The sequence below is a fragment of the Pseudoclavibacter sp. CFCC 13611 genome (assembly GCF_008831225.1).
In the GTDB taxonomy this organism is placed as follows: Bacteria; Actinomycetota; Actinomycetes; order Actinomycetales; family Microbacteriaceae; genus Pseudoclavibacter_A.
The window spans coordinates 529,789-554,571 of the sequence record NZ_WBKE01000001.1 but is presented as its reverse complement, the minus strand read 5'-3'; the positions used below and the strand labels follow the sequence as shown (position 1 = coordinate 554,571).

23 protein-coding genes and 1 tRNA gene are annotated in these 24,783 nt (G+C 65.1%); 4 read left to right on the top strand and 20 right to left on the bottom strand.

Translation table 11 applies throughout. From position 1 onward, the window contains the following. Positions 1-63: 63 nt before the first annotated feature. The 14 genes from F8O08_RS02420 to argS form a co-directional block, all read right to left on the bottom strand. Entirely contained in the window at positions 64-867 is an 804-nt protein-coding gene (locus F8O08_RS02420) for a F0F1 ATP synthase subunit delta (protein ID WP_158038722.1), read from the bottom strand. A 2-nt stretch (positions 868-869) separates the two neighbouring features. Further along, positions 870-1,421: a F0F1 ATP synthase subunit B gene (locus F8O08_RS02415; protein ID WP_158030907.1), complete on the bottom strand. Its 552-nt coding sequence runs from the start codon at positions 1,419-1,421 to the stop codon at positions 870-872. 32 nt (positions 1,422-1,453) lie between these two features. Next, a complete protein-coding gene (gene atpE / locus F8O08_RS02410) occupies positions 1,454-1,684 on the bottom strand; it encodes an ATP synthase F0 subunit C (protein ID WP_158038723.1) in 231 nt (76 codons plus the stop codon). Positions 1,685-1,729: 45 nt separating this feature from the next. Continuing rightward, entirely contained in the window at positions 1,730-2,581 is an 852-nt protein-coding gene (gene atpB / locus F8O08_RS02405; protein WP_412973466.1) for a F0F1 ATP synthase subunit A, read from the bottom strand. A 117-nt stretch (positions 2,582-2,698) separates the two neighbouring features. Beyond that, entirely contained in the window at positions 2,699-3,214 is a 516-nt protein-coding gene (locus F8O08_RS02400) for a hypothetical protein (RefSeq protein WP_158042452.1), read from the bottom strand. Further along, entirely contained in the window at positions 3,211-4,362 is a 1,152-nt protein-coding gene (locus tag F8O08_RS02395) for an MraY family glycosyltransferase (protein ID WP_158042451.1), read from the bottom strand. Before F8O08_RS02395 ends, F8O08_RS02400 begins: the two co-directional genes overlap by 4 nt. Then, positions 4,359-5,021, bottom strand: a complete 663-nt coding sequence (locus F8O08_RS02390) for an L-threonylcarbamoyladenylate synthase (protein ID WP_158042450.1) — start codon at positions 5,019-5,021, stop codon at positions 4,359-4,361. The genes F8O08_RS02395 and F8O08_RS02390 overlap by 4 nt, the downstream gene beginning before the upstream one ends. Positions 5,022-5,110: 89 nt before the next feature. Beyond that, positions 5,111-6,187 (bottom strand): N5-glutamine methyltransferase family protein, encoded by a 1,077-nt coding sequence (locus tag F8O08_RS02385; RefSeq protein ID WP_158042449.1) that lies wholly within the window; start codon positions 6,185-6,187, stop codon positions 5,111-5,113. Next, positions 6,184-7,257 carry a peptide chain release factor 1 gene (prfA, locus tag F8O08_RS02380; protein ID WP_158030901.1) on the bottom strand — a complete coding sequence of 358 codons (1,074 nt, stop codon included), beginning with the start codon at positions 7,255-7,257 and terminating at the stop codon, positions 6,184-6,186. The genes F8O08_RS02385 and prfA overlap by 4 nt, the downstream gene beginning before the upstream one ends. Positions 7,258-7,280: 23 nt before the next feature. Continuing rightward, positions 7,281-9,482 carry a transcription termination factor Rho gene (gene rho / locus F8O08_RS02375; RefSeq protein WP_225733542.1) on the bottom strand — a complete coding sequence of 734 codons (2,202 nt, stop codon included), beginning with the start codon at positions 9,480-9,482 and terminating at the stop codon, positions 7,281-7,283. Between the two features lie 138 nt (positions 9,483-9,620). Beyond that, positions 9,621-10,538: a homoserine kinase gene (thrB, locus tag F8O08_RS02370; protein WP_158042447.1), complete on the bottom strand. Its 918-nt coding sequence runs from the start codon at positions 10,536-10,538 to the stop codon at positions 9,621-9,623. A 1-nt stretch (position 10,539) separates the two neighbouring features. Further along, positions 10,540-11,847 carry a homoserine dehydrogenase gene (locus tag F8O08_RS02365; RefSeq protein WP_158042446.1) on the bottom strand — a complete coding sequence of 436 codons (1,308 nt, stop codon included), beginning with the start codon at positions 11,845-11,847 and terminating at the stop codon, positions 10,540-10,542. After that, on the bottom strand, positions 11,844-13,340 hold the full coding sequence (locus F8O08_RS02360; protein WP_412973467.1) for a diaminopimelate decarboxylase family protein: 1,497 nt from the start codon (positions 13,338-13,340) through the stop codon (positions 11,844-11,846). Before F8O08_RS02360 ends, F8O08_RS02365 begins: the two co-directional genes overlap by 4 nt. Positions 13,341-13,736: 396 nt before the next feature. Continuing rightward, entirely contained in the window at positions 13,737-15,479 is a 1,743-nt protein-coding gene (gene argS, locus F8O08_RS02355) for an arginine--tRNA ligase (protein ID WP_158042445.1), read from the bottom strand. 107 nt (positions 15,480-15,586) lie between these two features. On the opposite strand from argS, the gene F8O08_RS02350 reads away from it, so the two are divergent. Further along, positions 15,587-15,660, top strand: a tRNA-Arg gene (locus tag F8O08_RS02350). A gap of 112 nt (positions 15,661-15,772) precedes the next feature. On the opposite strand, the gene F8O08_RS02345 is transcribed toward F8O08_RS02350, so the two are convergent. Then, entirely contained in the window at positions 15,773-16,699 is a 927-nt protein-coding gene (locus tag F8O08_RS02345) for an FKBP-type peptidyl-prolyl cis-trans isomerase (protein WP_192497691.1), read from the bottom strand. Between the two features lie 306 nt (positions 16,700-17,005). Continuing rightward, positions 17,006-18,316 (bottom strand): alpha-hydroxy acid oxidase, encoded by a 1,311-nt coding sequence (locus tag F8O08_RS02340; protein WP_158042443.1) that lies wholly within the window; start codon positions 18,314-18,316, stop codon positions 17,006-17,008. A gap of 302 nt (positions 18,317-18,618) precedes the next feature. Between F8O08_RS02340 and F8O08_RS02335 the strand changes: the two genes are divergently transcribed. Then, complete coding sequence (locus F8O08_RS02335) at positions 18,619-19,377, top strand: MerR family transcriptional regulator (RefSeq protein WP_158042442.1); 759 nt, start codon at positions 18,619-18,621, stop codon at positions 19,375-19,377. Between the two features lie 53 nt (positions 19,378-19,430). Here the strand turns inward: F8O08_RS02335 and nrdI are convergent, their stop codons facing one another. The 4 genes from nrdI to F8O08_RS02315 all read right to left on the bottom strand — a co-directional run bounded on the left by nrdI (position 19,431) and on the right by F8O08_RS02315 (position 22,818). Then, positions 19,431-19,943: a class Ib ribonucleoside-diphosphate reductase assembly flavoprotein NrdI gene (gene nrdI, locus F8O08_RS02330; protein WP_158038798.1), complete on the bottom strand. Its 513-nt coding sequence runs from the start codon at positions 19,941-19,943 to the stop codon at positions 19,431-19,433. A gap of 246 nt (positions 19,944-20,189) precedes the next feature. Then, on the bottom strand, positions 20,190-21,104 hold the full coding sequence (locus F8O08_RS02325; RefSeq protein ID WP_158038736.1) for a metal ABC transporter permease: 915 nt from the start codon (positions 21,102-21,104) through the stop codon (positions 20,190-20,192). After that, entirely contained in the window at positions 21,101-21,859 is a 759-nt protein-coding gene (locus tag F8O08_RS02320; RefSeq protein WP_225733541.1) for a metal ABC transporter ATP-binding protein, read from the bottom strand. The genes F8O08_RS02325 and F8O08_RS02320 overlap by 4 nt, the downstream gene beginning before the upstream one ends. Next, a complete protein-coding gene (locus F8O08_RS02315) occupies positions 21,856-22,818 on the bottom strand; it encodes a metal ABC transporter substrate-binding protein (RefSeq protein WP_158042441.1) in 963 nt (320 codons plus the stop codon). The genes F8O08_RS02320 and F8O08_RS02315 overlap by 4 nt, the downstream gene beginning before the upstream one ends. A 221-nt stretch (positions 22,819-23,039) precedes the next feature. On the opposite strand from F8O08_RS02315, the gene F8O08_RS02310 reads away from it, so the two are divergent. Together F8O08_RS02310 and F8O08_RS02305 are read left to right on the top strand one after the other, a co-directional pair. After that, positions 23,040-24,434 (top strand): Nramp family divalent metal transporter, encoded by a 1,395-nt coding sequence (locus tag F8O08_RS02310; protein ID WP_158038738.1) that lies wholly within the window; start codon positions 23,040-23,042, stop codon positions 24,432-24,434. Further along, the gene (locus F8O08_RS02305) at positions 24,431-24,754 is read left to right on the top strand and encodes a hypothetical protein (protein ID WP_158042440.1); all 324 of its coding nucleotides are present in this window, start codon (positions 24,431-24,433) and stop codon (positions 24,752-24,754) included. The genes F8O08_RS02310 and F8O08_RS02305 overlap by 4 nt, the downstream gene beginning before the upstream one ends. Positions 24,755-24,783: the final 29 nt, after the last annotated feature.

Sequence of the window (24,783 nt, the reverse complement as noted above, 5' to 3'; positions counted from 1 at the left end):
TTCCTTACATTCGGTGGGGCCGCCGGCCCCGATCTACACCTGTTCAGTACCTGTCGAAATCGACTACGCGATGGCCTGTCGAAGCTGGGTCAGCTTCGTGCGAGCCGATGAGTCGATGAGGGTGTCGCCGAGACGAACGACGACGCCGCCGACGAGGGCGGGGTCGACTGACACGTTGACATGAACGGGGCCGCCCGCCTCGTTCTGCAACGCCTGAGCCAGAGCGGCTCGCTGCGGCTCGGAAAGCGGGCGCGCCGAGGTCACGTCTGCGACCTGTCGGCCGGCGACCGCTGAGACCCGCTCTGCGATCTCATGAAGTCGACGTGCGACCTTGCTGCCACGCACGCTGCTGACCGCACGGGTCGCCAAAAGCGTGGTCGCCGGCAGAGTCTGCTGCCCGAAGAGCCGATCCACGAGCTGGCGTTCAGCCTGTGGGTGCTCGCCCGGGTGTGAGAGGCTCAGCTGCAGCTCACGGCTGCCTTCGAACACCTGGGCGACCTGAAAGAGCTCATCTTCCAGGCGCTCCAGATTGCCCTCCTGCTGGGCCGTCAACGCCACCGCCGTCTCGCCGAGAGCCTCGATCGATGAGACGAACTCGTCGTCACTCGACCAGCGCAGTGCGGCGGTCTTCTCGACGAATGCGACCACGACATCCGCCACTTTGCCGGTGAACAGCCGGGTGATCAGACCGACACGCAGCTGTTCGTCAGTCGAGGGGTCGGCGATGAGTCCGCGAAGCTGAGCGCTCTCGCCCAGTGCGTCGGCGACCTCGAAGATTCCCTCTGCGGCGTCCAGGCCACGAACCTGGGTGTCGACGGTCAGAATCTCTGCGGCCCGCTCGAGTGAGTGTACGGTGGCGCTTCCCATGCCTACTTGGCCTCCGACTTCTCGAGGTCAGCGAGGAAGTGATCGACGACGGCCTTCGACTTCTGGTCGTCTTCGAGCGACTGACCGACGACCTGTGATGCGAGGTCGACCGACAGCACGCCGATCTCACTCTTCAGCTGGTCGAAGGCCGTCTTGCGATCTGCAGCGATCTGAGCGTGAGCCTGATCGCTGATTCGCTGGGCCTCGGTCGTCGCCTGCTCTTTGAGCTCGGCGACGATCTGCGCACCCTCTGATCGGGCGGCGTCCCGAATCTTCTGAGCCTCGACGCGTGCTTCGGCCAGCTGCGCGTTGTAGGCGTTCAGTGCGGCCGCGGCCTCTTCCTGAGCCTTCTGCGCCTGCTGGATGCCACCCTCGATCTTCTCTGAGCGCTCGTCCAGCGTCTTCTGCAGCTTGGGTACGATGACCTTCCACACGAAGATGAGCAGGACGAGGAAGATGATGAGCGACAGCGACCAGTCGTAGACGGCGGGGAAAAGAATGTTGTGCTCTTCCTCGGCGGCCTGTACGCCTGCTGTCAGCGCGAATTGAGCCATATTAGTGCCTTACGTCTGAGGTGGGTGTCGACTTACTGGAAGATGAAGCCCGCAGCGAGGCCGATGAGGGCCAGCGCCTCGGTGAATGCCACCGCCAGGAAGAAGGTGGTCTGCAGTCTGCCAGCGAGTTCGGGCTGACGAGCAATCGCCTCGACGGTCTTGCCGCCGGCGATGCCGATACCGATACCGGGGCCGATGGCTGCCAGGCCGTAGCCGACGCTGTTGATGTTGCCCGAAATCTCAGCGAGTGTGTTGATATCCACGGGTTTTCGTTTCCTTCCATAGTGTGGCCGGAGGTTTCCGGCCGCTTAGTGCTCTTCTGCCAGCGACGACTGAATGTAGGCCGTTGTCAGAAGAGTGAAGATGTATGCCTGCAGGGCTGCGACCAGAATCTCGAAGAGAGTGAACGCGAAGCCGAAGGCGAATGTGACGACGCTGAAGCTCTTGAGAATGCCGTCAGCGCTGAACAGGAAGAACCAGGTGGCACTGAAGCAGAGCACCAGGATGAGGTGGCCGGCGACCATGTTCATCAGAAGTCGAAGGGTCAGCGAGACCGGACGAATGACGAAAGTCGAGAGAAACTCGATCGGGGTGACCAGAAGGTACATCACCTTGGGCACTCCGGCCGGGAACAGGGCGTTCTTGAAGTACCCGGCGCCATGCTTCTTGATGCCTGCGTAGATGAAGACGATGTAGGCGACGAGTGCCAAGACCAGCGGAAAGCCGATGGTCGCCGAAGCTGCGAGGTTCAGGCCGGGAACGATGCCGGTGATGTTGAAGCCGAGCACCACGATGAAGATGGTGAACAGCAGCGGCACAAAGCGCTTGCCGTCTTTCTTGCCGAGCATCTCTTCGGCGATGTTGACCCGCACGAAGTCATATGCGAACTCGAGCATGCCCTGGCCGCGACCGGGAACGAGCTTCAGCTTGCGAGTTCCGAACCACAGCAGCGCGATGATCACGAGCATCACCAAGATGCGGATCAGTGCGATGCGGTTGAGCTCGAACGGCGTGCCCGCGAAGAAGATTGGTTCGGGGAAGAACTCGCTGATGCTCGGTGCGTGGAACTCGCCGTCAGCGGCGAGAGTCGGCGTTGTCAGCTGGGTCAGCGCGTGAATCAAAAGATCATTCTCCTGAGCGATGTCCGCAGTCTTCGCCACGGCGCGTATTGAGTGATTCGGCGGCCAGTGACAAGACCACCACGGGACATACTAGCAACATCTGGCCGCGAGTGCGGAACCGACTGTGCGGTTTGGGTGAGTTCGGGAGGGCCTGGCTCACTGCGGATCGTCGACATACGGCACCTTCGCACGCATCGCGGCGAAAGAGTCGGCGGCGAGAGAGCCGAGCACGGCGGCGACGATCGAACCGAAGAGCACGCCCTTCACGACGAACGGCGCCGAGGTGATCAGAGCGAGCAGCCCGATGAACACGATGATCTTGACGATCCATCCGCCGAGCACGATGGCCAGAAACGAGATGCCTCCCTGGCGGGATCCGAGCCACAGACTGCCGGCCGTGATCGCTGCGAAGGCGAGGGTGAGTGCAGCTCCGACAAGTGCGCTGAGCACGCCGTTCCAGCCGGCGACCGACCACCCGATGAGGCCTCCGACGATGGCGACGAGCACGGCGAGCGCCGCCGTGAGCAACAGCGAGAGTCGAAGCACGCTGACCAGACCGGGTGCGGCCTGTCTCTTCACCGGCTGCTCTTCGTCGTCTACCACGAATTGCTCGTCGAATGCGGATGCGCTCTGGTCGTCTGGGTGCTGGGCGCGGTCTTCGGGGGTGGTCATGCGGTCTCCTTCTTGCGGATGCGTCTGGCCGTCAGCTGCAGTTCGTTCGGTATCGGCGGCCCCCACCCCAGCTGGGGCTGCAACACGGGCCAGAACGTGAGCACGATGCAGCAGAGGATGCCGATCACGGCGAAGACCACGACGAACGGCCAAGGCCACACCATGAACAGGAAGCATGAGAGGGACAGCACGATCGTCCAGCTGTAGAACACCGCCACTGCAGTGTACGTGTTGTGGCCGAGACCGAGCAGACGATGGTGCAGATGCTTGCGGTCCGGGCTGAACGGGCTCTTTCCTGCACCGACGCGCCTGATGACCGCCAGAGCGAAGTCGACGAAGGGCAGTGAGAGCACGACGACGGGCACCAGCAGCGGCAGCCAGACGCTTGAGTCCGAGAGCGTCTGCGGGTCGATCTGACCGGTGACCGAGATCGCGCTCACCGCCAGCAGCATCCCCAGCAGCATCGCGCCGGAGTCACCCATGAAGATCTTGGCCGGGTGCCAGTTCCAGGGCAGAAAGCCGACGCATCCACCGATCAGCAGCGCGGCGACCAGCGTCGCGAGGTTGAAGTAGTCGGTCGGCGAGGTGCGCACCGTCAGCAGATAGACGTAGAGGAAGAACACGCCTGAGGCGAGCAGGATGACGCCTGCGACCAGCCCGTCGAGCCCGTCGATGAAGTTGACGGCGTTCATCGTGAGCACGATGAGAATCGTGGTGAGCAGCGCGCTGACGACCCCCGAGCCGATCAGCGTGCCGCCGATCGGCAGCGACACGATCTGAAACCCCTGCCAGGTGAGAATGCCGGCGGCAAGAAACTGTCCCGCGAGTTTGGCGTACCAGACCATGTCATAGAGATCGTCGAAGACACCGATGAAGACGATCAGCAGGCTGGCCGCCGCCAGAGCGGCCATCTGACCCGGGTGTCTGAACACCTCGCTGAACCACTCAATGCGGCTCGCCGTGAACAGCCCGAGCATGATGCCGATGAAGATGGCCACTCCCCCGAGTCTGGGCGTCGGGCGGGTGTGCACATCTCGCGCTCTGATGGCGGGATAGATGTGAAAGCGCAGCGCGAAGCGCAGCACCACCCAAGTCAGCCCCCACGTCGCGACAGCCGCGACGAATGCGACCAGTGCATAGCCCTTCACTCGGTCAGCACCTTGCCGTCGCCGATCACCTCGGCGAGCTGCTCAGGGGTGACGCCGCCCTGCCGCACGATCCGCACCGCGCCGTTCACCTCGAAGAGCGTCGCATCAATGATGGTCGACGAGAGTCCGCTGTGACTGGTGCCATGGTCGAGGTAGACCTCGACGCTGTCGCCGAGCTGCTGCTGTGCGTCGTCGATCGTGGTCGCGGCCGGCTGGCTGTGCCGATTCGCCGAAGACACCGCGAGGGGCCCCGTCTCCTCGAGCACGGCGAGGGCAACCGGCTCGTCGGGAATACGCAGCGCAACCGTGCCCTGCGTGTCGCCGAGATCCCAGTTCAGGCTGCTGCGTGCGTTGAGAATGATGGTGAGCGCGCCCGGCCAGAACTTCTCAGCTGCCCGTTCGATGGGTTCGGGCACGTCTTCGGCCAGAGCATGCAGGCTGTTCAGACTCGGAATCAGCACCGGCGGCGGCGACTGACGTGTGCGCCCCTTCGCCTCGAGCAGCGCGTTGACCGCGTCTGGAGAGAAGGCGTCGGCGGCGATGCCGTAGACCGTGTCGGTGGGCATCACGACCAGTCGTCCGCGCCCGATGGCTCGGCGGGCCTCTCTCGTTCCGGTCAGTAGCTGCTCAGTGTCGCTGCAGTCGAACACGCTGCTCATGTCGAAGTCTCCTCGGGGTGTCTGTAGCAGTCTAGTCGCCGAGTCTGCGTGTGCCCTGTGTCGACTCGCGACCGAGTGCGTTCAGCGGCTCAGTGGCGCGACGGGTGTCGGGCTTCGGTGAATCGATCACGACCGGTCAGATCACGATGCGTCTGTGCTGCCTCGAACCCCGCCGTTTCGAGCAGCATGCGCACGTCCGAGCCCTGCTGCTCGGTGTGCTCCAAGAGGATGCTCCCTCCGGCCCGCAGCGCGGCGAACGCGGGCGCGACCAGCTCACGGATGAAGTCGAGACCGTCGGCGCCGGAGTAGAGCGCCGTGTCGGGGTCGGCTCGTGCCTCGGGCTCGAGCGGGATGTCTCCCGTCGGCACGTATGGCGGGTTCGACACGATCAGATCGAACGTGCCTGCTGACTCTGCCACGGGCCGGCCAGGCGTCATCTGCGCTGCCGCCTGTGCCCGTGACCGTGGGTGCGCTGGCAGCAGCGATGAGGAGGCGACGGCGAGGTCAGCGATCGCATCACCGGCGACGAGCTCGACGGTGCTGTCGGCCGCTGCCAGGGCATCGGTGTAGGCGACGATGTTGCGCCGCGCCCACGCTTCGGCGGCGGTCTCGAGTTCGACGGTGCGCACGTGCGTGTGCGGCAGCTCGGTGGCGATCGCGAGGCTGATCGCGGCCGAACCGGTGCCCGCTTCGAAGACTCGGAGGCGTCGTGGGGCGACGTCGCGTCGAGTGCCGTCTGTCAGGGCCTGGTCGACAGCGGCTGCGTCGTCACGGTCAGAGTCGGAAGTCTGCTCGGCGGCACGACGCTCGCTCAGCAGTTCGAGTGCGCGTTCGACCAGCAGCTCGGTCTCTGGGCGCGGCACGAACACGCCCTCCCCGATTGACAGATCAAGCGCGCGAAAGGGCGCCCTGCCGAGCACATGCTGCAGCGGGATGCGCCGCGCGCGTCGTTCGGTCAGCGTCTCGATGGTGTGCATCTGCTCGGCGCTCACCCGGAGTCGACCGGTGAGCTCGGCCAGGCTGAGGTCACCCAGGCTCACGTCGAGCACGTGCGCGACGATCTGTCGAGACTCGGCCCGAGCCGGGCCGATACCGGCCTCGGCCAGCCGCTGCAGCATCCGCAGGACCACCGGCCCCACCTCGCTGCCGCCAGCTGGATCGGTCACTGCCCCAGTGCCTCGAGACGGTGCGTCTCATCGGCGGCCACAGCTGACTCGATCACGGGATCGAGCTCGCCGTTCATCACCTGATCGAGGTTGTAGGCCTTGAACCCGGTGCGGTGGTCGGCAATGCGGTTCTCTGGAAAGTTGTAGGTGCGGATGCGCTCCGAACGGTCCATCGAGCGAATCTGACTGTGGCGCTGCTCGCTGGCTGCGGCGTCGAGCTCTTCCTGCTGTTTGGCGAGCAGGCGGGCCCGCAGCACGCGCATGGCGGCGTCACGGTTCTGGATCTGGCTCTTCTCGTTCTGCATCGACACCACGATGCCGGTCGGCAGGTGGGTGATGCGCACCGCCGAGTCGGTCGTGTTGACCGACTGACCGCCGGGGCCGGACGAACGGTAGACGTCGATGCGCAGATCGTTCTGATTGATCTGCACCTCTTCGGGCTCGTCGACCTCGGGGAACACCAGCACTCCGGTGGTCGAGGTGTGGATGCGACCCTGGCTCTCGGTGACCGGCACACGCTGTACGCGGTGCACGCCGCCTTCGTACTTGAGGTGCGCCCAGACGCCCTCAGCCGGGTTGTTCGAACGACCCTTGATAGCCACCGAGACGTCTTTGTACCCGCCGAGGTCGGATTCGGTGGAGTCGAGCATCTCGACCTTCCACCCCTTCTTCTCGGCGTAGTGCATGTACATGCGCAGCAGGTCGCCGGCGAAGAGGGCGGACTCCTCGCCGCCCTCACCGCCTTTGATCTCCATGATCACATCACGGCCGTCATCGGGATCGCGCGGAATCAGCAGTCGACGCAGGCGTTCGGCCGACGCGGTGAGCTCGGTCTCAAGACCGGGCACCTCCTCGGCGAACGAATCGTCTTCTTTGGCCAGCTCACGCGCGGCCTCGAGGTCTTCGTCAGTCTGCCGCCAGTGCTCGTAGGCGACCTTGATCGCATTGAGCTCGTTGTACCGACGACTGAGCTTTTTGGCCAGGGCCGGCTTGGTGTGCACCACCGGGTCGGCCAGCTGCACCTGCAGATCAGCGTGCTCGGCGAGCAGTTTGTCGACGGAGTCGAACATCGAGCTCACAGTCGAGGCCTCGCTCAACGCTGGCGCAGGCCGGGCACGTCATGTGCCTGCATGCGCATCAGGAACTCGACGTTCGACTTGGTCTCTTTCAGACCGTTGAACACGATCTCGATGGCCTGCTGCGGTTCGAGGCCGCCCAGTGCGCGACGCAGCTTCCAGACGATTTTGAGCTCGTCGGCCGGCAGCAGCAGCTCTTCGCGACGGGTGCCCGACGCGTTGACGTCGACCGCCGGGAAGATGCGCTTGTCGGCCAGCTGACGCGACAGGCGAAGCTCCATGTTGCCGGTGCCCTTGAACTCCTCGAAGATCACTTCGTCCATCTTCGAACCGGTCTCGACCAGCGCCGAGGCGATGATCGTCAGCGAGCCGCCGTTCTCGATGTTGCGCGCGGCGCCGAAGAAGCGCTTGGGCGGGTAGAGCGCCGAGGCGTCGACACCACCGGAGAGGATGCGACCCGAGGCCGGCGTCGACAGGTTGTAGGCACGGCCCAGACGGGTGATCGAGTCGAGCAGAACAACCACGTCGTGACCAAGCTCGACCAGGCGCTTTGCCCGCTCGATGGCCAGCTCGGCGACCGTGGTGTGGTCGTCGGCGGGGCGGTCGAACGTCGAGGCGATGACCTCGCCCTTGACCGTGCGCTGCATGTCGGTGACCTCTTCGGGGCGCTCGTCGACGAGTACGACCATGAGGTGCACCTCTGGGTTGTTCACCGTGATCGCGTTGGCGATCTGCTGCATGATGATCGTCTTGCCGGCCTTCGGCGGTGCGACGATCAGACCACGCTGACCCTTGCCGATCGGTGCGACCAGATCGATGACGCGACCGGTGAGCTTCTGCGGCTCGGTCTCGAGGCGCAGACGCTCTTGGGGGTACAGCGGCGTGAGCTTCGAGAACTCGACGCGCTGACGCGCCTCTTCGACCGTGGCACCGTTGACGGTGTCGAGCTTGACCAGTGCGTTGTACTTCTGACGGCTGCTGTTCTCGTTCTCACGCGGCTCTTTGATCGCGCCGACGACCGCGTCGCCCTTGCGCAGACCGTAGCGCTTGACCTGTCCGAGCGAGACGTACACGTCGTTCGGGCCGGGCAGGTAGCCGCTGGTGCGCACGAACGCGTAGTTGTCGAGCACCTCGAGCACACCTGCGATCGGAATCAAGGTGTCGTTCTCGGTGTACTCGGGCTCGTCTTCACGGCCGCGACGCTTGCGGTCACGGTTGCGGTTGCGGTTGCGGTTGCGGCCACGACGCTCGTCGTTGTCGTGATCGTCGCGACGCGAGTTGTCGTCGCCCTTCTCACCGCGTTCGCGACGGTCGCCCTTCTCGTGGCGGTCGTGCTTGTCATTCTTGTCGTTCTTGTCGCTGCGATCGTTCTTGTCGCTGCGGTCGTTGTTCTCGTCTTTGGCGTCTTTGCCCTCAGCCGACTCGTTGTCGTTCTGACGGTCGTTGTCACGCCCACGGCCACGCCCGCGCCCACGGCTGCGACGCCCTTCGCGGTGCTCATTGCGGCCCTCGTGGCCCTCGGTCTCACTGTCGGCGCTCTCGCCGTTCGACTCTGCTGAGGTGTTCTCTGCGTCAGTGCGCTGCTCGCTGCGGCGACCGCGCTTCGATTCGCGCTGCTCACCTGCCTGCGCCGTCTCGGACTGTGCGTTCTCAGCCGGCTCGTCGCTCTGAGCCGTCGCGTCTGCGGCGACCTCGTCGTGCGTGGCGTCGCTCTGGCTGCTGTCGGCATGTCGAGCGGCGGTCTGCTTCGAGCTGGCACGACGCGGGGCGCGCGCCTCGGTGCGCGGTGTCTCGGCCGTGCTCTGCTCAGCCTGAGCGCCGGGTGCGTCGAGCACCTCGACGGTGACCTCGGCGTTGACGCCATCGGCCACATCGGTCGTGGGCAGCGTCGCCCGACGCGAGCGGCGACCCGTGGTGGCACGGCGTGTCTGCGGCGCCTCGGCGGCTGCGGCGGCCGGCTCGGCCTCGGCTGTGGCGGCGGCCGCAGTGGGCTGCTCGGTGGTGCTCGCTGCAGCTGCTGGCTCAGCGTCTCTGGTGTTGGTCGGCTCAGCGTTCGATGCGCCGGCCAGCTCGGCACGGCGATCGGTGATCGCTGAGATCAGTTCGCTCTTGCGGAGCTTCACGCCTGAGAGCCCCAGCTCTGCGGCGATGCTCTGCAGCTCTGCCACGCGCAGGGTGGTCAGCTTCGGCGTCTGGGTGGTGTTCTTGACATCAGTCACAGGAGGTTTTCCTCTCGCCTTGCCGTTTCGGCCAAGGAGATTCATCGATCGGTGGTCCCGATCGTCATTACAGAAGGGCACACATCTGAGAAAACGTGAGGTGCCGCTGGATCATGACCGAGAGCAGAGCTCTCAAAGTCACAGCTCTACTGTAGCACCCTCAGCGGCGATCGCCACCCGATGCGACTTCCATCGCACGGGCGTGTCATTCGAGGCGGAATCGACCAGGCCATCCGCCGCTGCCACGGCGTCGGCCTCAGCCGAGCTGGTCGCGAGCACGAGCACGGTCGGCCCCGCCCCGCTCAGCGCAGCCGCATGCCCCCGCGTGCGCAGATCGGTGATCATGCGGTCGGTCGCCGGCATCGCCTGCGCACGGTACGGCTGATGCAGGCGGTCTTCGGTCGCTTCGAAGAGCAGGCTCGGGTCTTCGCCGAGAGCATGCACCAGCAGCGCCGAACGCGACAGGTTGAACACGGCGTCGGCGACCGGCACGCTCTCTGGCTGGAGCATGCGCATGGCGCTCGTCTTGGTCGTGTAGTCAGGCACCAGCAGTACCGCGTGGATGCTCTCGTCGACCGTCATGGAGGCGCAGCGAGGGAGCCCCTCGGCATCGGTGTAGGCGATGGTCGCGCCGCCGTAGACGGCCGGAGCCGCGTTGTCCGGGTGCCCCTCGCAGGCGCTGGCCAGCCGGAAGACCTCGTCGCGGTCGGGCTGCCCGCCGGTGTGCAGTGCGAGCGCCGCGGCGACTCCGGCGACCACGGCCGACGCCGACGATCCGAGCCCTCCCGACTGCGGCACGCCGTTCACCGCACGCAGATGCGCCCCAGAGAGGCTGCCTCCGAGCTGCGCAGTGGTCTGCAGCAGGATGCGCACGAGCAGGTTGCGGCGGTCGCGCGGCAGCCACTTCGCCCCCGCGCCCTGCACGTCGACCGTGAACCGGCCGGAGTCGTTCGGAACGACCTCGACTTCGTTCCACAGGTCGACGGCGATGCCGAGCGAGTCGAAGCCTGGCCCCAGATTGGCGCTGGTGCCCGGAACACGGACGCGCACAGACATGTCAGTCTCCCTCGACGCGCATGACGCCGATCACGGCGCGTACGGCAGAGGCCTCGGCCAGCTGCTCGACGGTGCGCTGCAGTCGGCCTTCTGTGGCACGGTGCGTGACCACGACGAGGCTGGCGTCTGCGGCGGAGTCGGCCAGCTGCTCCTGGTGCAGCGCACGAACCGAGATCTCGTTGCCTGCGAAGACAGCCGAGATCTGTTCGAGCACGCCTGGCTCGTCGGCGACGTGCAGGGTGATGTGCCAGCTCGACTCGACCTCTGAGATGTCGGCGATGCGCAGGTTCGCGTCGAAGGAGACGAACTCCGCCGGAGCACCGCGCACGATGCGCTTGGCGGCGAGCACGAAGTCGCTGAGCACCGTCGATGACGTCTCGACACCGCCGGCTCCCGCCCCATAGAACATCAGATCGCCGGCGTCGAGAGCCTCGACGAAGATCGCGTTCTTGCCGCCGTGCACCGCGGCGAGCGGGTGATCTGCCGGCACCATCGCCGGATACACGCGCACGTTGACCGCATCGCGTTCGCCCGGTTCCGCAGGCAGCCGCTCGGCGATCGCCAGCAGCTTCACCACGTAGCCGTCGCGTTTCGCGGCGACCAGCTGTTCGGTGGTGAGCTGCGTGATGCCCTCGGTGTGCACTGCAGACCGAGGCACGTGCGTGTGGAACGCGAGACCGGCCAGAATCGTCGCCTTGGCTGCTGCGTCATGCCCCTCGACGTCGGCACTCGGGTCGGCTTCGAGGTAGCCCAGACGGCTGGCCTCGGCAAGGGCCTCTTCGAGCGTGATGCCTGCGGTGTCGATGCGGTCGAGGATGTAGTTCGTGCTGCCGTTGACGATGCCGAGCACGCGGTTGATGCGGTCGCCCACGAGAGAGTCCTGCAGCGGCCGAATGATCGGGATCGCGGCCGCCGCGGCCGCCTCGTACCAGGTTTCGGCGCCGCCGCGGCGCCCGGCCTCGAAGATGTCGACCTGATGCGCGGCCAGCAGAGCCTTGTTCGCGGTGATGACGTCTTTGCCGTCGCTGAGCGCGCGCTCGATGTACGTGCGTGCTGGCTCGATGCCGCCGATCAGCTCGATCACGATGTCGGCCTCGTCGATGAGGCGGTCTGCGTCGGTGGTGAACAGCTGCTGTGGCAGCTCGACGTCACGGTGACCGTGCAGGTTTCGAACCGCGATGCCGATCAGCTCGAAGTCGGCACCGATGCGCTGCGCGAGCTCGGCACGCCGCTCGATCAGCTGGCGGGCCGTCTGAGCGCCGACCGAGCCGGCACCGAGCAGGGCCACTTTCAGCGTGCGGTGAGTCATCTGTCCTCCGTCTTGTTCGTGATCTCGAGACCGGCGTCACGGCGCAGCAGCGTCTCGATGCTCTCACCGTGCACCAGCAGGTGCGCGGCTCCGTCCCAGACGCCCACGACTGCCGGGCGCGGAAGCATGTTGTAGTTCGACGACAGCGAGAAGCAGTACGCTCCGGTGTCGGGCACGGCGAGCAGGTCGCCCCGCCGCACGTCTTCGGGCAGGTAGTCGGCCTGCACCACGATGTCGCCGCTCTCGCAGTGTTTGCCCACCACGCGCACGAGCACCGGCTCGGCGTCGCTGGTACGCGAGGCGAGTGCGGCCTGATAGTCGGCGCCGTACAGCTCGGGGCGCGGGTTGTCGCTCATTCCCCCGTCGACGGCGATGTACCGACGCGTATTGCCGGCAAGATGATCGACCTGCACGTCTTTGATCGTGCCGGTCTCGTAGAGCGTCACACCGGCACGCCCCACGATCGAACGACCCGGCTCGATTGCGATGTGCGGCACCTGAACGCCCTGAGCGAAGCAGGCACGCTGCAGGGTCGATGCGATGTTCTCGGCCATCTGCTCGATCGGTCGCGGCTGGTCGGCCTCGGTGTAGGCGATGCCGAAGCCGCCGCCCAGGTTGAGTTCGGGAACCGGTCCGCCTTCGAGCAGCCGCTTCTGCACCTCGATGAGACGCGTGATCGCTTCGTCGAACCCGAGCGCGTCGAAGATCTGCGACCCGATGTGCGAATGCATGCCCACGAATTCGACGCGGTCGATCGCGCGCAGACGGCGCACCGCTTCGTCGACATCGGCGAGCGCCACCCCGAACTTCTGGTCTTCGCGCGCGGTGGCCAGGAACTCATGCGTCGACGCGTGCACGCCCGTCGTCACACGCAGTCGCACGCGCTGTCGATACGACGGGTCGGCCAGCGGGCTGGACGCAGTAGGCGAACCGGCTGCCGCATCCGCCGCCGTCTCGGCGACCGCGTCTTCGATCACGGCCTGCAGCAGATCGATCTCGTCGAGCGAGTCGACCACGATCGTGCCCAGGCCGATGCCGACCGCGGCGCGCAGCTCGGCATACGACTTGTTGTTGCCGTGCAGGCCGATGCGCTGCGGCGGCATTCCTGCGGCGACGGCGATCGCGAGCTCGCCACCGCTCGAGACGTCGACGTTGAGCCCGGCGTCGCGCATCCAGCGCACGACATCTGAGGTGAGCAGGGCCTTCGAGGCGTAGTAGACGGTGACGTCGGTGCCGATCGCAGCGAGTGCGTTCGCGAATGCGTCACGGATGCGCGTGGCCTGTGCGACGGCGGTGGTCCGATCGACCACGTAGAGCGGCGTGCCGAAGGTCTCTGCGAGCTCGACGACCGACACTCCCCCGATCTCGACCGCCCCAGCGGCATTTCGGGTCGCGGTGTCTGGCCAGATGGAAGGGTCGAGGGTGTTCAGGTCTTCGGGAATGGCGAGCCATTCAGGAGCCAGCGGTTCGATGTGATCTGAGTGTGAGGGCACCCGCATATTCTACGTGGTCGACGCAGCGGCCTGCCCCAGCAGGAGCAAACCTACGACCCTGCCGCCGAGAGTGCGGAAGATGTGGTGTTCGGCGATGAGCCGGAGCCGAGTCGATGCCGAGAGTACAGAAGGTGCGGCCATCAGAGACTGATAGCCACAAGTTCTGCCAACTCGACGCGAAACCGATCAGAACCGCGGACGACACCGCCCGGAACCCGAAGTCACACCGCCGAGAGTACAGAAGGTGCGGCCATCAGAGACTGATAGCCACAAGTTCTGCCAACTCGACGCGAAACCGATCAGAACCGCGGACGACGCGCACCAAGAGTCTGCCGCTATCCTGCGCGCAGACGGAATGACCTGCAGCCAGGACCACCTGCTGCCAGAATCAGATGCTCACATGCGCTCTGGGGCAGAGACGCCCAACAGATTCAGGCCGTTGCGCAGAACCTGTCCCGCGGCATCGTTGAGCGCCAGGCGCGCAGCATGCACCGGCTCGACCGCTCCGTTGCTGAGCGGAATCACGCGGCAGCTGTCGTACCAGCGGTGGAAATCGCTTGCGAGCTCTTCGAGATAGCGGGCCACGCGGTGCGGCTCGCGGAACTCCGCAGCCTTCGCCACCACGGCCGGGAACTGCGCGATCTTCGCGATCAGCTCGGTCTCGGTGGCGTGCGTGAGCGTCGATGGGTCGAAGTCGAAGGCCGAGACGGTGACCCCGGCAGCCGCCGACTTCGCAGCCGCGGCGCGCACCTGTTCGACGTCCTGCCCGGGCAGTGCAACGGCGATGCCCGCGGCAGCGGCGTTCAGCCCCACGTTATGCGTGCGGGCATGCGCGTACTGCACGTAGAACACCGGATTGTCATTGGTACGGCTGCGCAGTTTCTCGCCGTCGAGATTCAGCGGAGAGTCTGCGGGGTACCGCGCCAGCCAGTAGCGCATCGCGTCGCTGCCGATCCAGGAGAGCAGATCGTCGAGCTCGATGATGTTGCCCGCGCGCTTCGAGAGCTTGGCTCCGTTGAGGTTTACCAGCTGCCCGATCAGCACGCTGATGTTCGTCTCGGGATCGTCGCCCGCCGCGGCCACGATCGCCTTCAGCCGGTTCACGTACCCGTGATGATCGGCGCCCAAGAAGTAAATGGCCTGCTCGTACCCCCGGCGACGCTTGTCGAGATAGTACGCGGCATCGGCGGCGAAATACGTCTCTTCGCCGTTGGAACGCACGACCACGCGGTCTTTGTCGTCGCCGAAGTCAGAGGTGCGCACCCAGGTCGCACCCTCCTGCTCGAAGACGCGACCCTGATCTCGCAGGTGCTGCACCGCATCCTGAATCAGGCTCGTACCGGTCTCGGGGTTGATCGCGTGCAGGCGACGCTCGCTGAACCACACGTCGAAGTGCACGTTGAACGTGTCGAGCGAGTGCTTGATCTCGGCGAGCTGCTTCGCGTAGGCGAGCTCGCGTGCGGTCGAGAGCTGCTCGTCGGCCGGCAGATCGAGAATGTCGGGTCGCTCGCCTTTGACGTAGGCGGCGAGGTCCTGGATGTACTGCCCCGGGTAGCCGCCCTCGGGCGTGGGCTCACCCTTGATCGCGGCGAGCACCGAGTCGGCGAACCGATTCATCTGACTGCCGGCGTCGTTGATGTAGTACTCGCTGACGACCTTCGCGCCGGATGCCCTGAGCAGCCGAGCGATCGAATCGCCCAGCGCCGCCCACCGGGTGTGCCCGATGTGCAGCGGACCGGTCGGGTTGGCCGAGACGAACTCGAGGTCGATCGAGTGACCGGCGAGCGCCTCGTTGTCTCCGAAATGGTCACCCTGGTCGATGACCGTCGGCAGGATGCTGGCTCCCGCAGCAGCGTCGAGCGTCACGTTGATGAACCCCGGGCCTGCGACGTCGACCTCGGCGATGCCGTCGACGTCGCGCAGACGCCCGGCGATCGTCTCGGCGAGCGCACGCGGAACCAGCCCGACGCGCTTGGCGTGCTGCAGCGCGACGTTGGTCGCCCAGTCACCGTGGTCGCGGCTCTTCGGCCGGTCGATGCGCGGGGCCGGCACCGAGGTGAGCTCGGCCGGCACGTCGCCTGACTCGGCGAGGCCGTGCAGGATGTCGACGATGGTCTGCGAAAGATCTTCAGGGGTCACGAGGGCCTATTCTAGCGACTGCGAGCGCGCCGCGCCCTGCATGGGCTGCGATGGATGCTATTCTGATGGGCGTCTGTGTGCGCCTGCGATGTGGGTGCGTGCGGTCTGCGCCCATAGCTCAGCTGGATAGAGCGTTGGTTTCCGGTACCAAAGGTCAGGGGTTCGAATCCCCTTGGGCGCACCGAATACTGATAGAAGGTGTACCCGGCGGTGTGCCCAAGGTGCAGCCGAGCCGGTGCTCGGTCAGCCCGACACCGGCTCGGCACTTCTGCTCCTCGCGCGTTTCTAGCGCCTCATTCCCCTGTCGAGGTCGAGGCGTCGCTGGCCGGCCCGGTCGAATCGATCGTGAGCACGAACACCAGAGCCTCATGCTGCATCACCGCTCCGTCGCTGCTGCCATACGCCTCTGACGGCGGCACCACCGCCACCACCGTCGAGCCGACTTTCTGCCCGACCAGCGCCTTCACGAATCCGGGAATCAGCCCTGACTCGTCTGCAGTGCTCGATGCCGCGTCGCCGCCGTAGTTGCTCTCGACCTGCTTGCCGTCGCGCAGCTTGGTGAGCTGGTAGTGGAACGACACGCTGTTGCCCGCCGCCACCGTTTCTCCGTCACCCTGCTTGATGACCTTGACCTGTGTGGTCTTCGGCGTGACACCGGTCGTGATCGTGGTCGTGGGGTTTCCGGAGTCGTCGAGGGTCACAGTCGGAAAATCGGCATCGCCGAATGTGTCAGATAGCTCGGGATCGCTCGACTGCACGAGCCCGATGACGTCGACCACCATCGCCAACGGGGCGGAGTCGTCGAGACCGAAGTAGCTGCTCGCATTGCCCGCGCCGAGAAGGTCGGAGGCACTGCCGGTGATGCTCAGGCGAGTTCCGATCTTCTTGCCGTCGATCTGATCGGGCAGCGAGCTGAAGTACTGCTTCCACGACGCCAGGCTCGACGTGGTGTTGTAGGGCGAGAGATCTTTCTGATTGGTCGGGTCGTAGAGTGCCAGCCCGATCTCGACGTTGTCGTCCTTGCCGACGGTGTCGCCGTCGCCGTCGCCGTCGATCAGCGTCTTGACCTGCACCTTCGAGGTGTCGACGTCGCCCGAGACGCTGACGGCCGCCGCCGTGCCGAAGTCACCCGTGACGTCGACGCCGTTCGACCCGTTTGAGCATCCGGCCAATCCCACCATCGTCGCCGCGATCACTCCGGCTGTGAGCAACTTGCGCACGCTACCACTCTCCTGTCTCTGGCCATGTCGCAGCATGGCCTCGTCATCGTCTCAGATTCTGCTTCGATCGCTCCGTTCGGCGGATGCCATGGAGCCCACGGCCTTTCGGCTGGCGCGGGCCAGCAGGTCTGAGGTGTTCGATCAATCCTGACCGCTGCGCATTCCGGTGACTCATGACTGCACTGTGAATTCGCTGAGCGTCTGTGCGCAGAGTGCGGTCCGAAGCGCGCCGCCTCGGCACGGCAGCAAAAAGGGGCGCCGGCGAAAGCCGACGCCCCCTTCTGCCTCAACGAACGAAGCTCGGGCTCACTTCTTGGCGCCGGCGGCCTCGCGCTCGGCTTTCGCCTTGAGCTCGCTCGCAGCGGCCTGCGCACCGTGCGCCTCGCGTTCGTCGCGCGTCAGGCGGCGCAGCTGCGTGACGTGGCCGGGGTTCAGTTCGTCAAGCGACGAGACGCCGAGCAGCTTCATGGTGCGGATGATCTCGTCGCGCAGAATCTGGATCGTGCGATCGACGCCCTGACGGCCACCGGCCATCAGCCCATACAGGTAGGCGCGGCCGATGAGCGTGAAGTTCGCGCCCTTGGCGATCGCCGCGACCACGTCGGCTCCAGACATGATGCCGGTGTCGACGCCGATCTCGGTGCGGTCGCCGACGGCTTTGACCACGTCGGGCAGCAGCTGGAACGGCACCGGGGCACGGTCGAGCTGGCGGCCGCCGTGGTTCGAGAGCACGATTCCATCGACCCCCGCAGCGACCAGGTTCTTCGCGTCTTCGACGTTCTGCACGCCCTTGATCACGAGTTTGCCGGGCCACATCTCACGAATGACGTCGAGGTCATCGAAGCTGATGGTGGGATCCATGGCGCTGTCGAGCAGCTCGCCGACCGTACCGCCGGTCGAACTCAGCGAAGCGAACTCCAGTTCAGGAGTGGTGAGGAAGTCCCACCACCACCATGGCCGCGGAATCGCATTGATGACGGTGCCGAGCGAGATCTGCGGCGGAATCGAGAAGCCGTTGCGCTTGTCTCGCAGACGCTGCCCGGCGACCGGGGTGTCGACGGTGAAGAACAGTGTGTCGAACCCGGCTTTGGCCGCGCGACGAGTGAGCTCGTAGCTGATCTCACGGTCACGCATCACATAGAGCTGGAACCAGTTGCGCCCGTTGGGGTTGGCCGCTTTGACGTCTTCGATCGACGTGGTGCCCAAAGTCGACAGAGTGAACGGGATGCCCGCGGCGCCAGCAGCGCCGGCACCGGCGACCTCGCCCTCAGTCTGCATCAGGCGCGTGAACCCCGTCGGCGCAATGCCGAACGGAAGCGCAGACGAACCGCCGAAGATCTCGCAGCTCGTGTCGACATCCGTCGCCGGGTGCAGCACAGACGGATGCAGCTCGATATCGCGGAACGCCTGCCGGGCACGACGCAGCGAGATCTCGTCTTCGGCCGCGCCATCGGTGTAGTCGAAGGCGGCTCGTGGGGTGCGCCGCGCTGCGATGCGGCGCAGATCCCAAATGGTCAGCGCCGAGTTGAGCCGCCGGCGGCGACCATTCAGATCGATAGGTTTGAAATGCAGCAGATCGAAGATCTCGCTGGGCTTGGGAAACTGCCTCGTCACCATGTTCGCCACTCTCCTATGAATCGCTGTCAGCGGCCCGCACGCCGATGTGGTCGGGCCACCAGTTCGTTTCGGTCAGCCTAATGAGTGGCAACGACGAAAGAAAGGGTTGCCTCGCCTCACTCATCACGGTATGAGTTGGTTCGCACTCTTCGGCCGGCGGTCAGCAGTTCGCGTCGTCGTCGAGAACGACGGAATGCCAAGAAAGAGCAGACGGGCTGTCCACTGCCGCTTGACTCTGCCGCGACGTCAACCGACAGAGTGGTAACCATGAACACGAACGCCGAGCCGTCAGGAGCAGTGACATGCGCGAATGGCCGATCAGAGATGTCGCCCGAGCTACTGGGCTCACCAGCAGAACCCTTCGACACTACGAGCAGATCGGGCTGCTTCGGCCCGCACGGGTGGCCCCAAACGGCTATCGCTTCTATGGCGAGCCCGAGCTGTCCCGTCTGTACAGGATTCTCTCGCTGCGCGCGCTCGAGCTGCCGCTTTCCAGCATTCGGATCGCTCTCGACGACGAAACGGCACTCGCCGACGTGGTGCGATCTCATCTCACACTGCTGGAAGACAAGAGAGCACGAGTCGAGCGACAGATCACTGCTGTCGAACAGACGCTCAGGGCGATCACAGAGGGAGAGAATATGACCATCAGACAGATGTTCGCCGGCTTCGACCAGAGTGAGCACGAGACTGAAGTGCGGCAGCGCTGGGGCGACGAGGCTTGGGACCGGAGCGCGAAGCGTCGGCAGCGCCTGAACGATCAGGAGCGACGCGCCGACGACGAACGCAGCCTCGAGATCAACGGGGCCCTTCGTCGCGCAGCCGAAGCAGGCGATGACCCCGCAGGAGAACCGTTCCAAGCGCTCGTGGCCGCGCACCACCGTTGGGTCACCGACTTCTGGGGCGGCCGAGTCCCGGATCAGGCCGCCTACATCGGCCTCTCAGAGCTCTATGTCGCCGACGACCGATTCGCCGCGGTGTACGGAGGCAGAGAGAACGCAGAGGTCATCCGGGCCGCCATGCAGACCTGGATCACGCAACGGCCTGAGTCAGCGAACTGAGTCAGCGAACTGGGTCAGCGGCCTGGGTCAGCGAACTGGGTCAGCGAACTGGGTCAGCGGCCTGAACACGCCGACGCGTCGCGGTGCGTGACGGGGATGCGGGAGTCACCCTGGTGGGTCTGCCTCCAGAACTGGGTCAGGCCGTTGTCGACCTGCTCGACATCACGCTCAGTGCCCAACAGCTCGAACCGATACAGTTCGGGCACCTGACACTTGGTCGCGATGATCGGCCCGGCATAGCAGTAGTACTCGCCGAAGTTCGTGTTGCCCGCGGTGATCACGCCGCGCAGCAGGCCTCGATTGACCGGGTCGTTGAGAAAGCGGATCACCTGTTTGGGCACGGCGCCATTGCGCACGCCGCCGCCATAGGTCGGCAGCACCAGCACGAAGGGACGCGAGACGCGCAGCATGCCCTCGGTGCGTGGGCGCAGCGGGATGCGCACAGCGTCGTGGCCCACACGCTCCACGAAACGACGGGTGTTCTCAGAGACGCTCGAGAAGTAGACCACCTCGGGTGACTCGTCTGCCCGAAGCTCTCGCACCGTCGCGGTGGTCGTCGACTGCATCACTTGTCCGACCTCATCCGTCTGCCCGACCTCATCCGTCTGCCCAACCTCCATATGTAGTGCCTCAGGCTCTCGTAACCCACAACATGTAGTATCCGCCGTTTCTCTGCGAAACAGATCAGGCGCTCCGAAGAGAACGATCTGGAATGCCGCACTTCGTGCGGGAAGAACAGGCCGATGACGACGACTCTGTGGGATCGTCGGCATCGGCCTGTGGTCTGGGATGCGCGCTGTCGCCTCGGCGACTCAGCGCGTCGATCCGAGCCGCGCGTCTTCGTTCTTCTCACGAAGGGCGGCTTCGGCCTCCTCTTCGCTGTGATGACGACGCAGTATCGTGAACAGCGCACTCGACGGCCCGAACAGGTACACGATGCCGAACGCGACGCCCAGCACCACACCGATCATGCCGCCCGACGAGGTGTCGAACGCATAGCTGAGCAGAATGCCGACCAACACGCAGACGGCAGCGATCAGCGGTGCCAGCCAGAGCATCCGCCAGATGCTCGACGTGAGCAGACGGGCGGTCGCACCGGGCACGATCAGCATCGACACCGCAAGGATCACGCCGACCGCCTGGAACGACACGACGACGGTCACCGCCAGCGCACCGAGCAGCAGACTGCTCAGCACGCGCGTCGACAGTCCCAGCGAACGGGCGTGAGTGGGGTCGAAGGCGAACAGGGTGAGGTCACGACGCTTCAGCAGCACGACGACAACAGTGATCGCACCGAGAACGATCACCTGCCACATGTCTGTCTTGGTGATGCCCAGCAGGTTGCCGAAGAGGATGTGATTCAGATCGGTCTGGCTGGGAGTGATCGATATCAGCACGGTACCGAAGGCGAACAGCGTCGTAAACACGATGCCGATCGCGGCATCCTCTTTCACCAGCCGCTGCCCGCGCATGCCTCCGATCAGGGTCACGGCGATCGCAGCGAAGAGCAGCGCGCCGACGGCGAAGGGAACTCCCCAGATGTACGCGAGCACCACGCCGGGCAGCACCGCGTGCGAGATCGCGTCACCCATCAGCGACCAGCCGATCAGCACCAGCCAGCAGCTGATCACGCCGCAGACGAGGGCGGTGACCATGCCGACGATCAGCGCGCGCTGCATGAAGGCATACTGCCAGGGGTCGACCAGCAGCGAGATCAGGTCGTTCATCGGATCACCTCTCTGGCCTCGTCGGCGCTCAGGTCGAACGCGCGGGCCAGGTTCTGCGGCTCCAGCACCGTCTTGGTCTCGCCATGCATGAGCACCGTGCGGTTGATCAGCACCGACTCGGCGCAGAGCGCAGGCAGCGAGTGCAGGTCATGTGTGGCGACCAGAATCGTCGCGCCATCGGCGACGAGATCGTGCAGCACGCTGACGATCGTGGCCTCAGACCGCTTGTCGACGCCGGCGAAGGGCTCGTCGAGCAGCAGCACACGTGCATGCTGGGCCAGGGCCCGGGCGACGAAGACGCGTTTGCGCTGACCGCCCGAGAGCTGCCCGATCTGTCTTTTGGCGAGACCGGTGAGTTCGACGCGCTCGATCGCCTCGGCGACCGCCTCACGGTCGACCGCGCGCGGGTGACGCAGCCAGTTCTGGTAGCCGTAGCGACCGAGCATGACGACGTCCTGCACACTCAGAGGAAACGTCGTGTCGATGTCGTCATGCTGCGGTACGTATCCGATCATGCCGGCGCGGCGCGCCTTGACAGACGGCTCCCCGAGAAACGAGAGCCTGCCGCTGTGAATCGGAATGACGCCCATCAGCGATTTGAAGAGCGTCGACTTGCCGGCACCGTTCATGCCGACCAGACCGCAGATGCGGCCGGGCCTGATATGCACCGAGACGTCTCGCAGGGCACGCACTGCGCCATATGAGACGTTCAGATCGTCGACGGAGATGCCGTCGACAGCGGAGTCGATGCTCACTGGGCGCTGGCTCCGGTCAGACCGTCGGCGATGGTGTCGGCGTCGTGCTTGAGCAGGTCGACGTATGTGGGCACCGGACCGTCTTTCTCAGACAGAGAGTCGACGTAGAGCAGGTGTTCGGGATCAGTCTCGAAGCGAGCGCCGGTGGCCTCGGCCACCTGTTCCATCGCCGAGGTGTTGACGGTCGACTCGCAGAACACCACGGGCACGTTTGCGGCCTTCACCTTGTTCTCGACGTCGGCCTTCTGCTGCGGCGTGCCCTCTGACTCGGCGTTGACCGGCCACATGTAGATCTCGTTCAGCCCCGAGTCACGGGTCAGGTACGAGAAGGCTCCTTCGCAGCTCACCAGAGTGCGCTGCCCCTCGGGAACGCTCGACAGGCGCTGCTCCAGACTGTCTGAGACGCCCTGGAGCTGCTTTTTGTAGTTCTCACCGTTCTGTCTGTAGTCGGCGGCGTGGTCGGGGTCGAGGTCGCTGAAGGCCTTGACGATGTTGTCGACGTAGATCTGCCCGTTCTTCGGCGACATCCAGGCATGGGGGTTCGGTTTGCCGCTGTACTCGCCCTCGCTGATGTCGATCGGATCGACGCCCTCAGAGAGGTCGGCGCGCTTGGCCTTCGAGTCAGAGGTGAACTTCTCGAACCAGCGTTCCAGGCCCAAGCCGTTGTTCAGAATCAGGTCTGCCTTCGAGGCCTCTTTGATATCGCTCGGGGTCGGTTCGTAGTCGTGGATCTCAGCGCCGGGCTTCGTGATCGACTCGACTTTCAGATGGTCGCCGGCCACGTTCTCGGCCATGTCGTCAAGCACGGTGAACGTGGTGAGCACGAGAGGCTTGCCGTCGCCGTCAGCCGACTTCTGCTCACTGCCGCCGTTCGAAGTGCAGGCGCTCAGAGATGCGACCACCACCGTCGCGGCGGCAGTCGCGGTCACGACGCGCAGGAGTCTTGATTTTGCCCACATATACAGGTGTCCTTTCACAGACGATCGAGTATTCGCTTTTCATGCCAGCGCACCCAGTCGGGATTGCAGCGACAGCATCCACCGTAACTCAAACTGTTCGGTTACCCGAACTTTTATTTCAATGTGCTAGAACTAATTGCAGATGGACGTGCAAGGCTCGCCCACCATGCGCGAGCCTGCGGCTCGTGATCACCGGGAGTGCATGTAGAGGAGCACGCGAAATGTCCATCGAATCTGAGACGCGTCCGAAACGGGCAGACGGGTCGCGCAGGCGACTGATTCAGCCGGCGAACGGGCCGTCGCTGCAAGAGATCAACTCGACCGTGCGCACACCGCCCGCCCATGCCGGGTTCTGGCGAACGCTCGCCGCCTACAGCGGCCCCGGTGCGCTCGTCGCGGTCGGATATATGGATCCCGGCAACTGGGTGACCTCGATCGGCGGCGGCTCGCAGTTCGGCTATCTGCTGCTCAGTGTGATCCTGATCTCGAGCCTCACCGCGATGCTGCTGCAGTACATGGCCGCGAAGCTGGGCATCGTCACGGGCATGGACCTTGCCCAGGCGACGCGGGCGCACACAGGGCGAAAGACGGGCTTCGTGCTCTGGATCGTGACCGAGCTGGCCATCATGGCCACCGACGTGGCCGAGGTGATCGGCGCGGCCATCGCTCTGCACCTGCTCTTCGGCATGCCTCTCGTGGTGGGCGTCATTCTCACGGTGCTCGACGTGTTTCTGCTGCTCCTGCTGCTGCAGATCGGCTTTCGCAAGATCGAGGCCATCGTCGTCACGCTCATCCTCACGATCATGGTCGTCTTCATCTACGAGGTCGTCATCGCCCAGCCTGATCTGCCGCAGGTGTTCGCCGGCTTCGTACCGAAGGCCGACATCCTCAAACCTGAGCAGCTGACTCTCGCCCTTGGCATCGTCGGCGCCACCGTCATGCCGCACAACCTGTACCTGCACTCTGCCATCGTGCAGTCGCGCGACTACGCCCGCGAAGACGACGTCGAGAAAAGGCGTGCGGTGCGCTTCGCGACGTGGGATTCAAACATTCAGCTGTCGGCCGCGTTCATCATCAACTGTCTGCTGCTGCTGCTCGGTGCGGCTTTGTTCTTCGGCGTCGAGAGCGACTTGGGCACGTTCGGCGCGCTGTACGACGCGCTCAAGGATTCCAGCCTCGCCGGTGCCGTCGCCAGCCCTGTGCTCAGCACGCTCTTCGCCGTCGCCCTTCTCGCCTCGGGCCAGAACTCGACGATCACCGGCACGCTGACCGGTCAGGTCGTGATGGAGGGGTTCATCAAGATGCGGATGCCGCTGTGGGCCCGCCGCGTGATCACCCGAACGATCGCGGTGATTCCGGTGATCATCTGCACGGTGATGTACGGAGGCGACGAGCAGGCCCTCGACAACCTGTTGGTCAACTCTCAGGTGTTTCTCTGCATCGCACTGCCCGTGTCGATGGTGCCGCTGGTCTGGTTCACCTCGTCGAAGAAGATCATGGGCAGCTTCGCGAACCCGCGGTGGGCCGTGGTGCTCGGATGGCTCGCGACCGGCGTGCTGACCGTGCTGAACATCAAACTCATCTTCGAGACCGTCGGTGATATGTTCGGGGCGTGATTCTGACCCTTGCCGGCGCGCAGATCGATATGTTCGCCGTCACCGTTGCGCGCGAAGTCGGAATGCTGCGCCACGACTGGGCCCTGCTCGATGCAGACGAACGGCGCCGAGCTGATCTACTGCGCTCTCCCGCTCGGCGTGGCCTCTTCGTCGCCGCGCACGCTCGGCTGCGTCGAGAGGTCGGTGCACGTCTCGACTGTTCGGCCGCTGAGGTGCCTCTCGCACGGATGCCCTGCTCGCGCTGCGGCAGTTCGGCTCACGGCCGTGGGTCTGGGACCCCGAACGGTCAGCCGGTCGCGCATGTGGCCTTGGCCGTGTAGCGATATGTGAGGCGAAGCCGTCACTACCC

What these genes read in the sequence shown, in the direction of transcription:
- F8O08_RS02420 (WP_158038722.1), bottom strand. Translation starts at nt 867, where the DNA reads ATGGGAAGCGCCACCGTACACTCACTCGAGCGGGCCGCAGAGATTCTG.
- F8O08_RS02415 (WP_158030907.1), bottom strand. Translation starts at nt 1,421, where the DNA reads ATGGCTCAATTCGCGCTGACAGCAGGCGTACAGGCCGCCGAGGAAGAG.
- F8O08_RS02400 (WP_158042452.1), bottom strand. Translation starts at nt 3,214, where the DNA reads ATGACCACCCCCGAAGACCGCGCCCAGCACCCAGACGACCAGAGCGCA.
- F8O08_RS02390 (WP_158042450.1), bottom strand. Translation starts at nt 5,021, where the DNA reads ATGAGCAGCGTGTTCGACTGCAGCGACACTGAGCAGCTACTGACCGGA.
- prfA (WP_158030901.1), bottom strand. Translation starts at nt 7,257, where the DNA reads ATGTTCGACTCCGTCGACAAACTGCTCGCCGAGCACGCTGATCTGCAG.
- thrB (WP_158042447.1), bottom strand. Translation starts at nt 10,538, where the DNA reads ATGTCTGTGCGCGTCCGTGTTCCGGGCACCAGCGCCAATCTGGGGCCA.
- F8O08_RS02365 (WP_158042446.1), bottom strand. Translation starts at nt 11,847, where the DNA reads ATGACTCACCGCACGCTGAAAGTGGCCCTGCTCGGTGCCGGCTCGGTC.
- F8O08_RS02340 (WP_158042443.1), bottom strand. Translation starts at nt 18,316, where the DNA reads ATGGTGACGAGGCAGTTTCCCAAGCCCAGCGAGATCTTCGATCTGCTG.
- F8O08_RS02335 (WP_158042442.1), top strand. Translation starts at nt 18,619, where the DNA reads ATGCGCGAATGGCCGATCAGAGATGTCGCCCGAGCTACTGGGCTCACC.
- nrdI (WP_158038798.1), bottom strand. Translation starts at nt 19,943, where the DNA reads ATGCAGTCGACGACCACCGCGACGGTGCGAGAGCTTCGGGCAGACGAG.
- F8O08_RS02325 (WP_158038736.1), bottom strand. Translation starts at nt 21,104, where the DNA reads ATGAACGACCTGATCTCGCTGCTGGTCGACCCCTGGCAGTATGCCTTC.
- F8O08_RS02315 (WP_158042441.1), bottom strand. Translation starts at nt 22,818, where the DNA reads ATGTGGGCAAAATCAAGACTCCTGCGCGTCGTGACCGCGACTGCCGCC.
- F8O08_RS02310 (WP_158038738.1), top strand. Translation starts at nt 23,040, where the DNA reads ATGTCCATCGAATCTGAGACGCGTCCGAAACGGGCAGACGGGTCGCGC.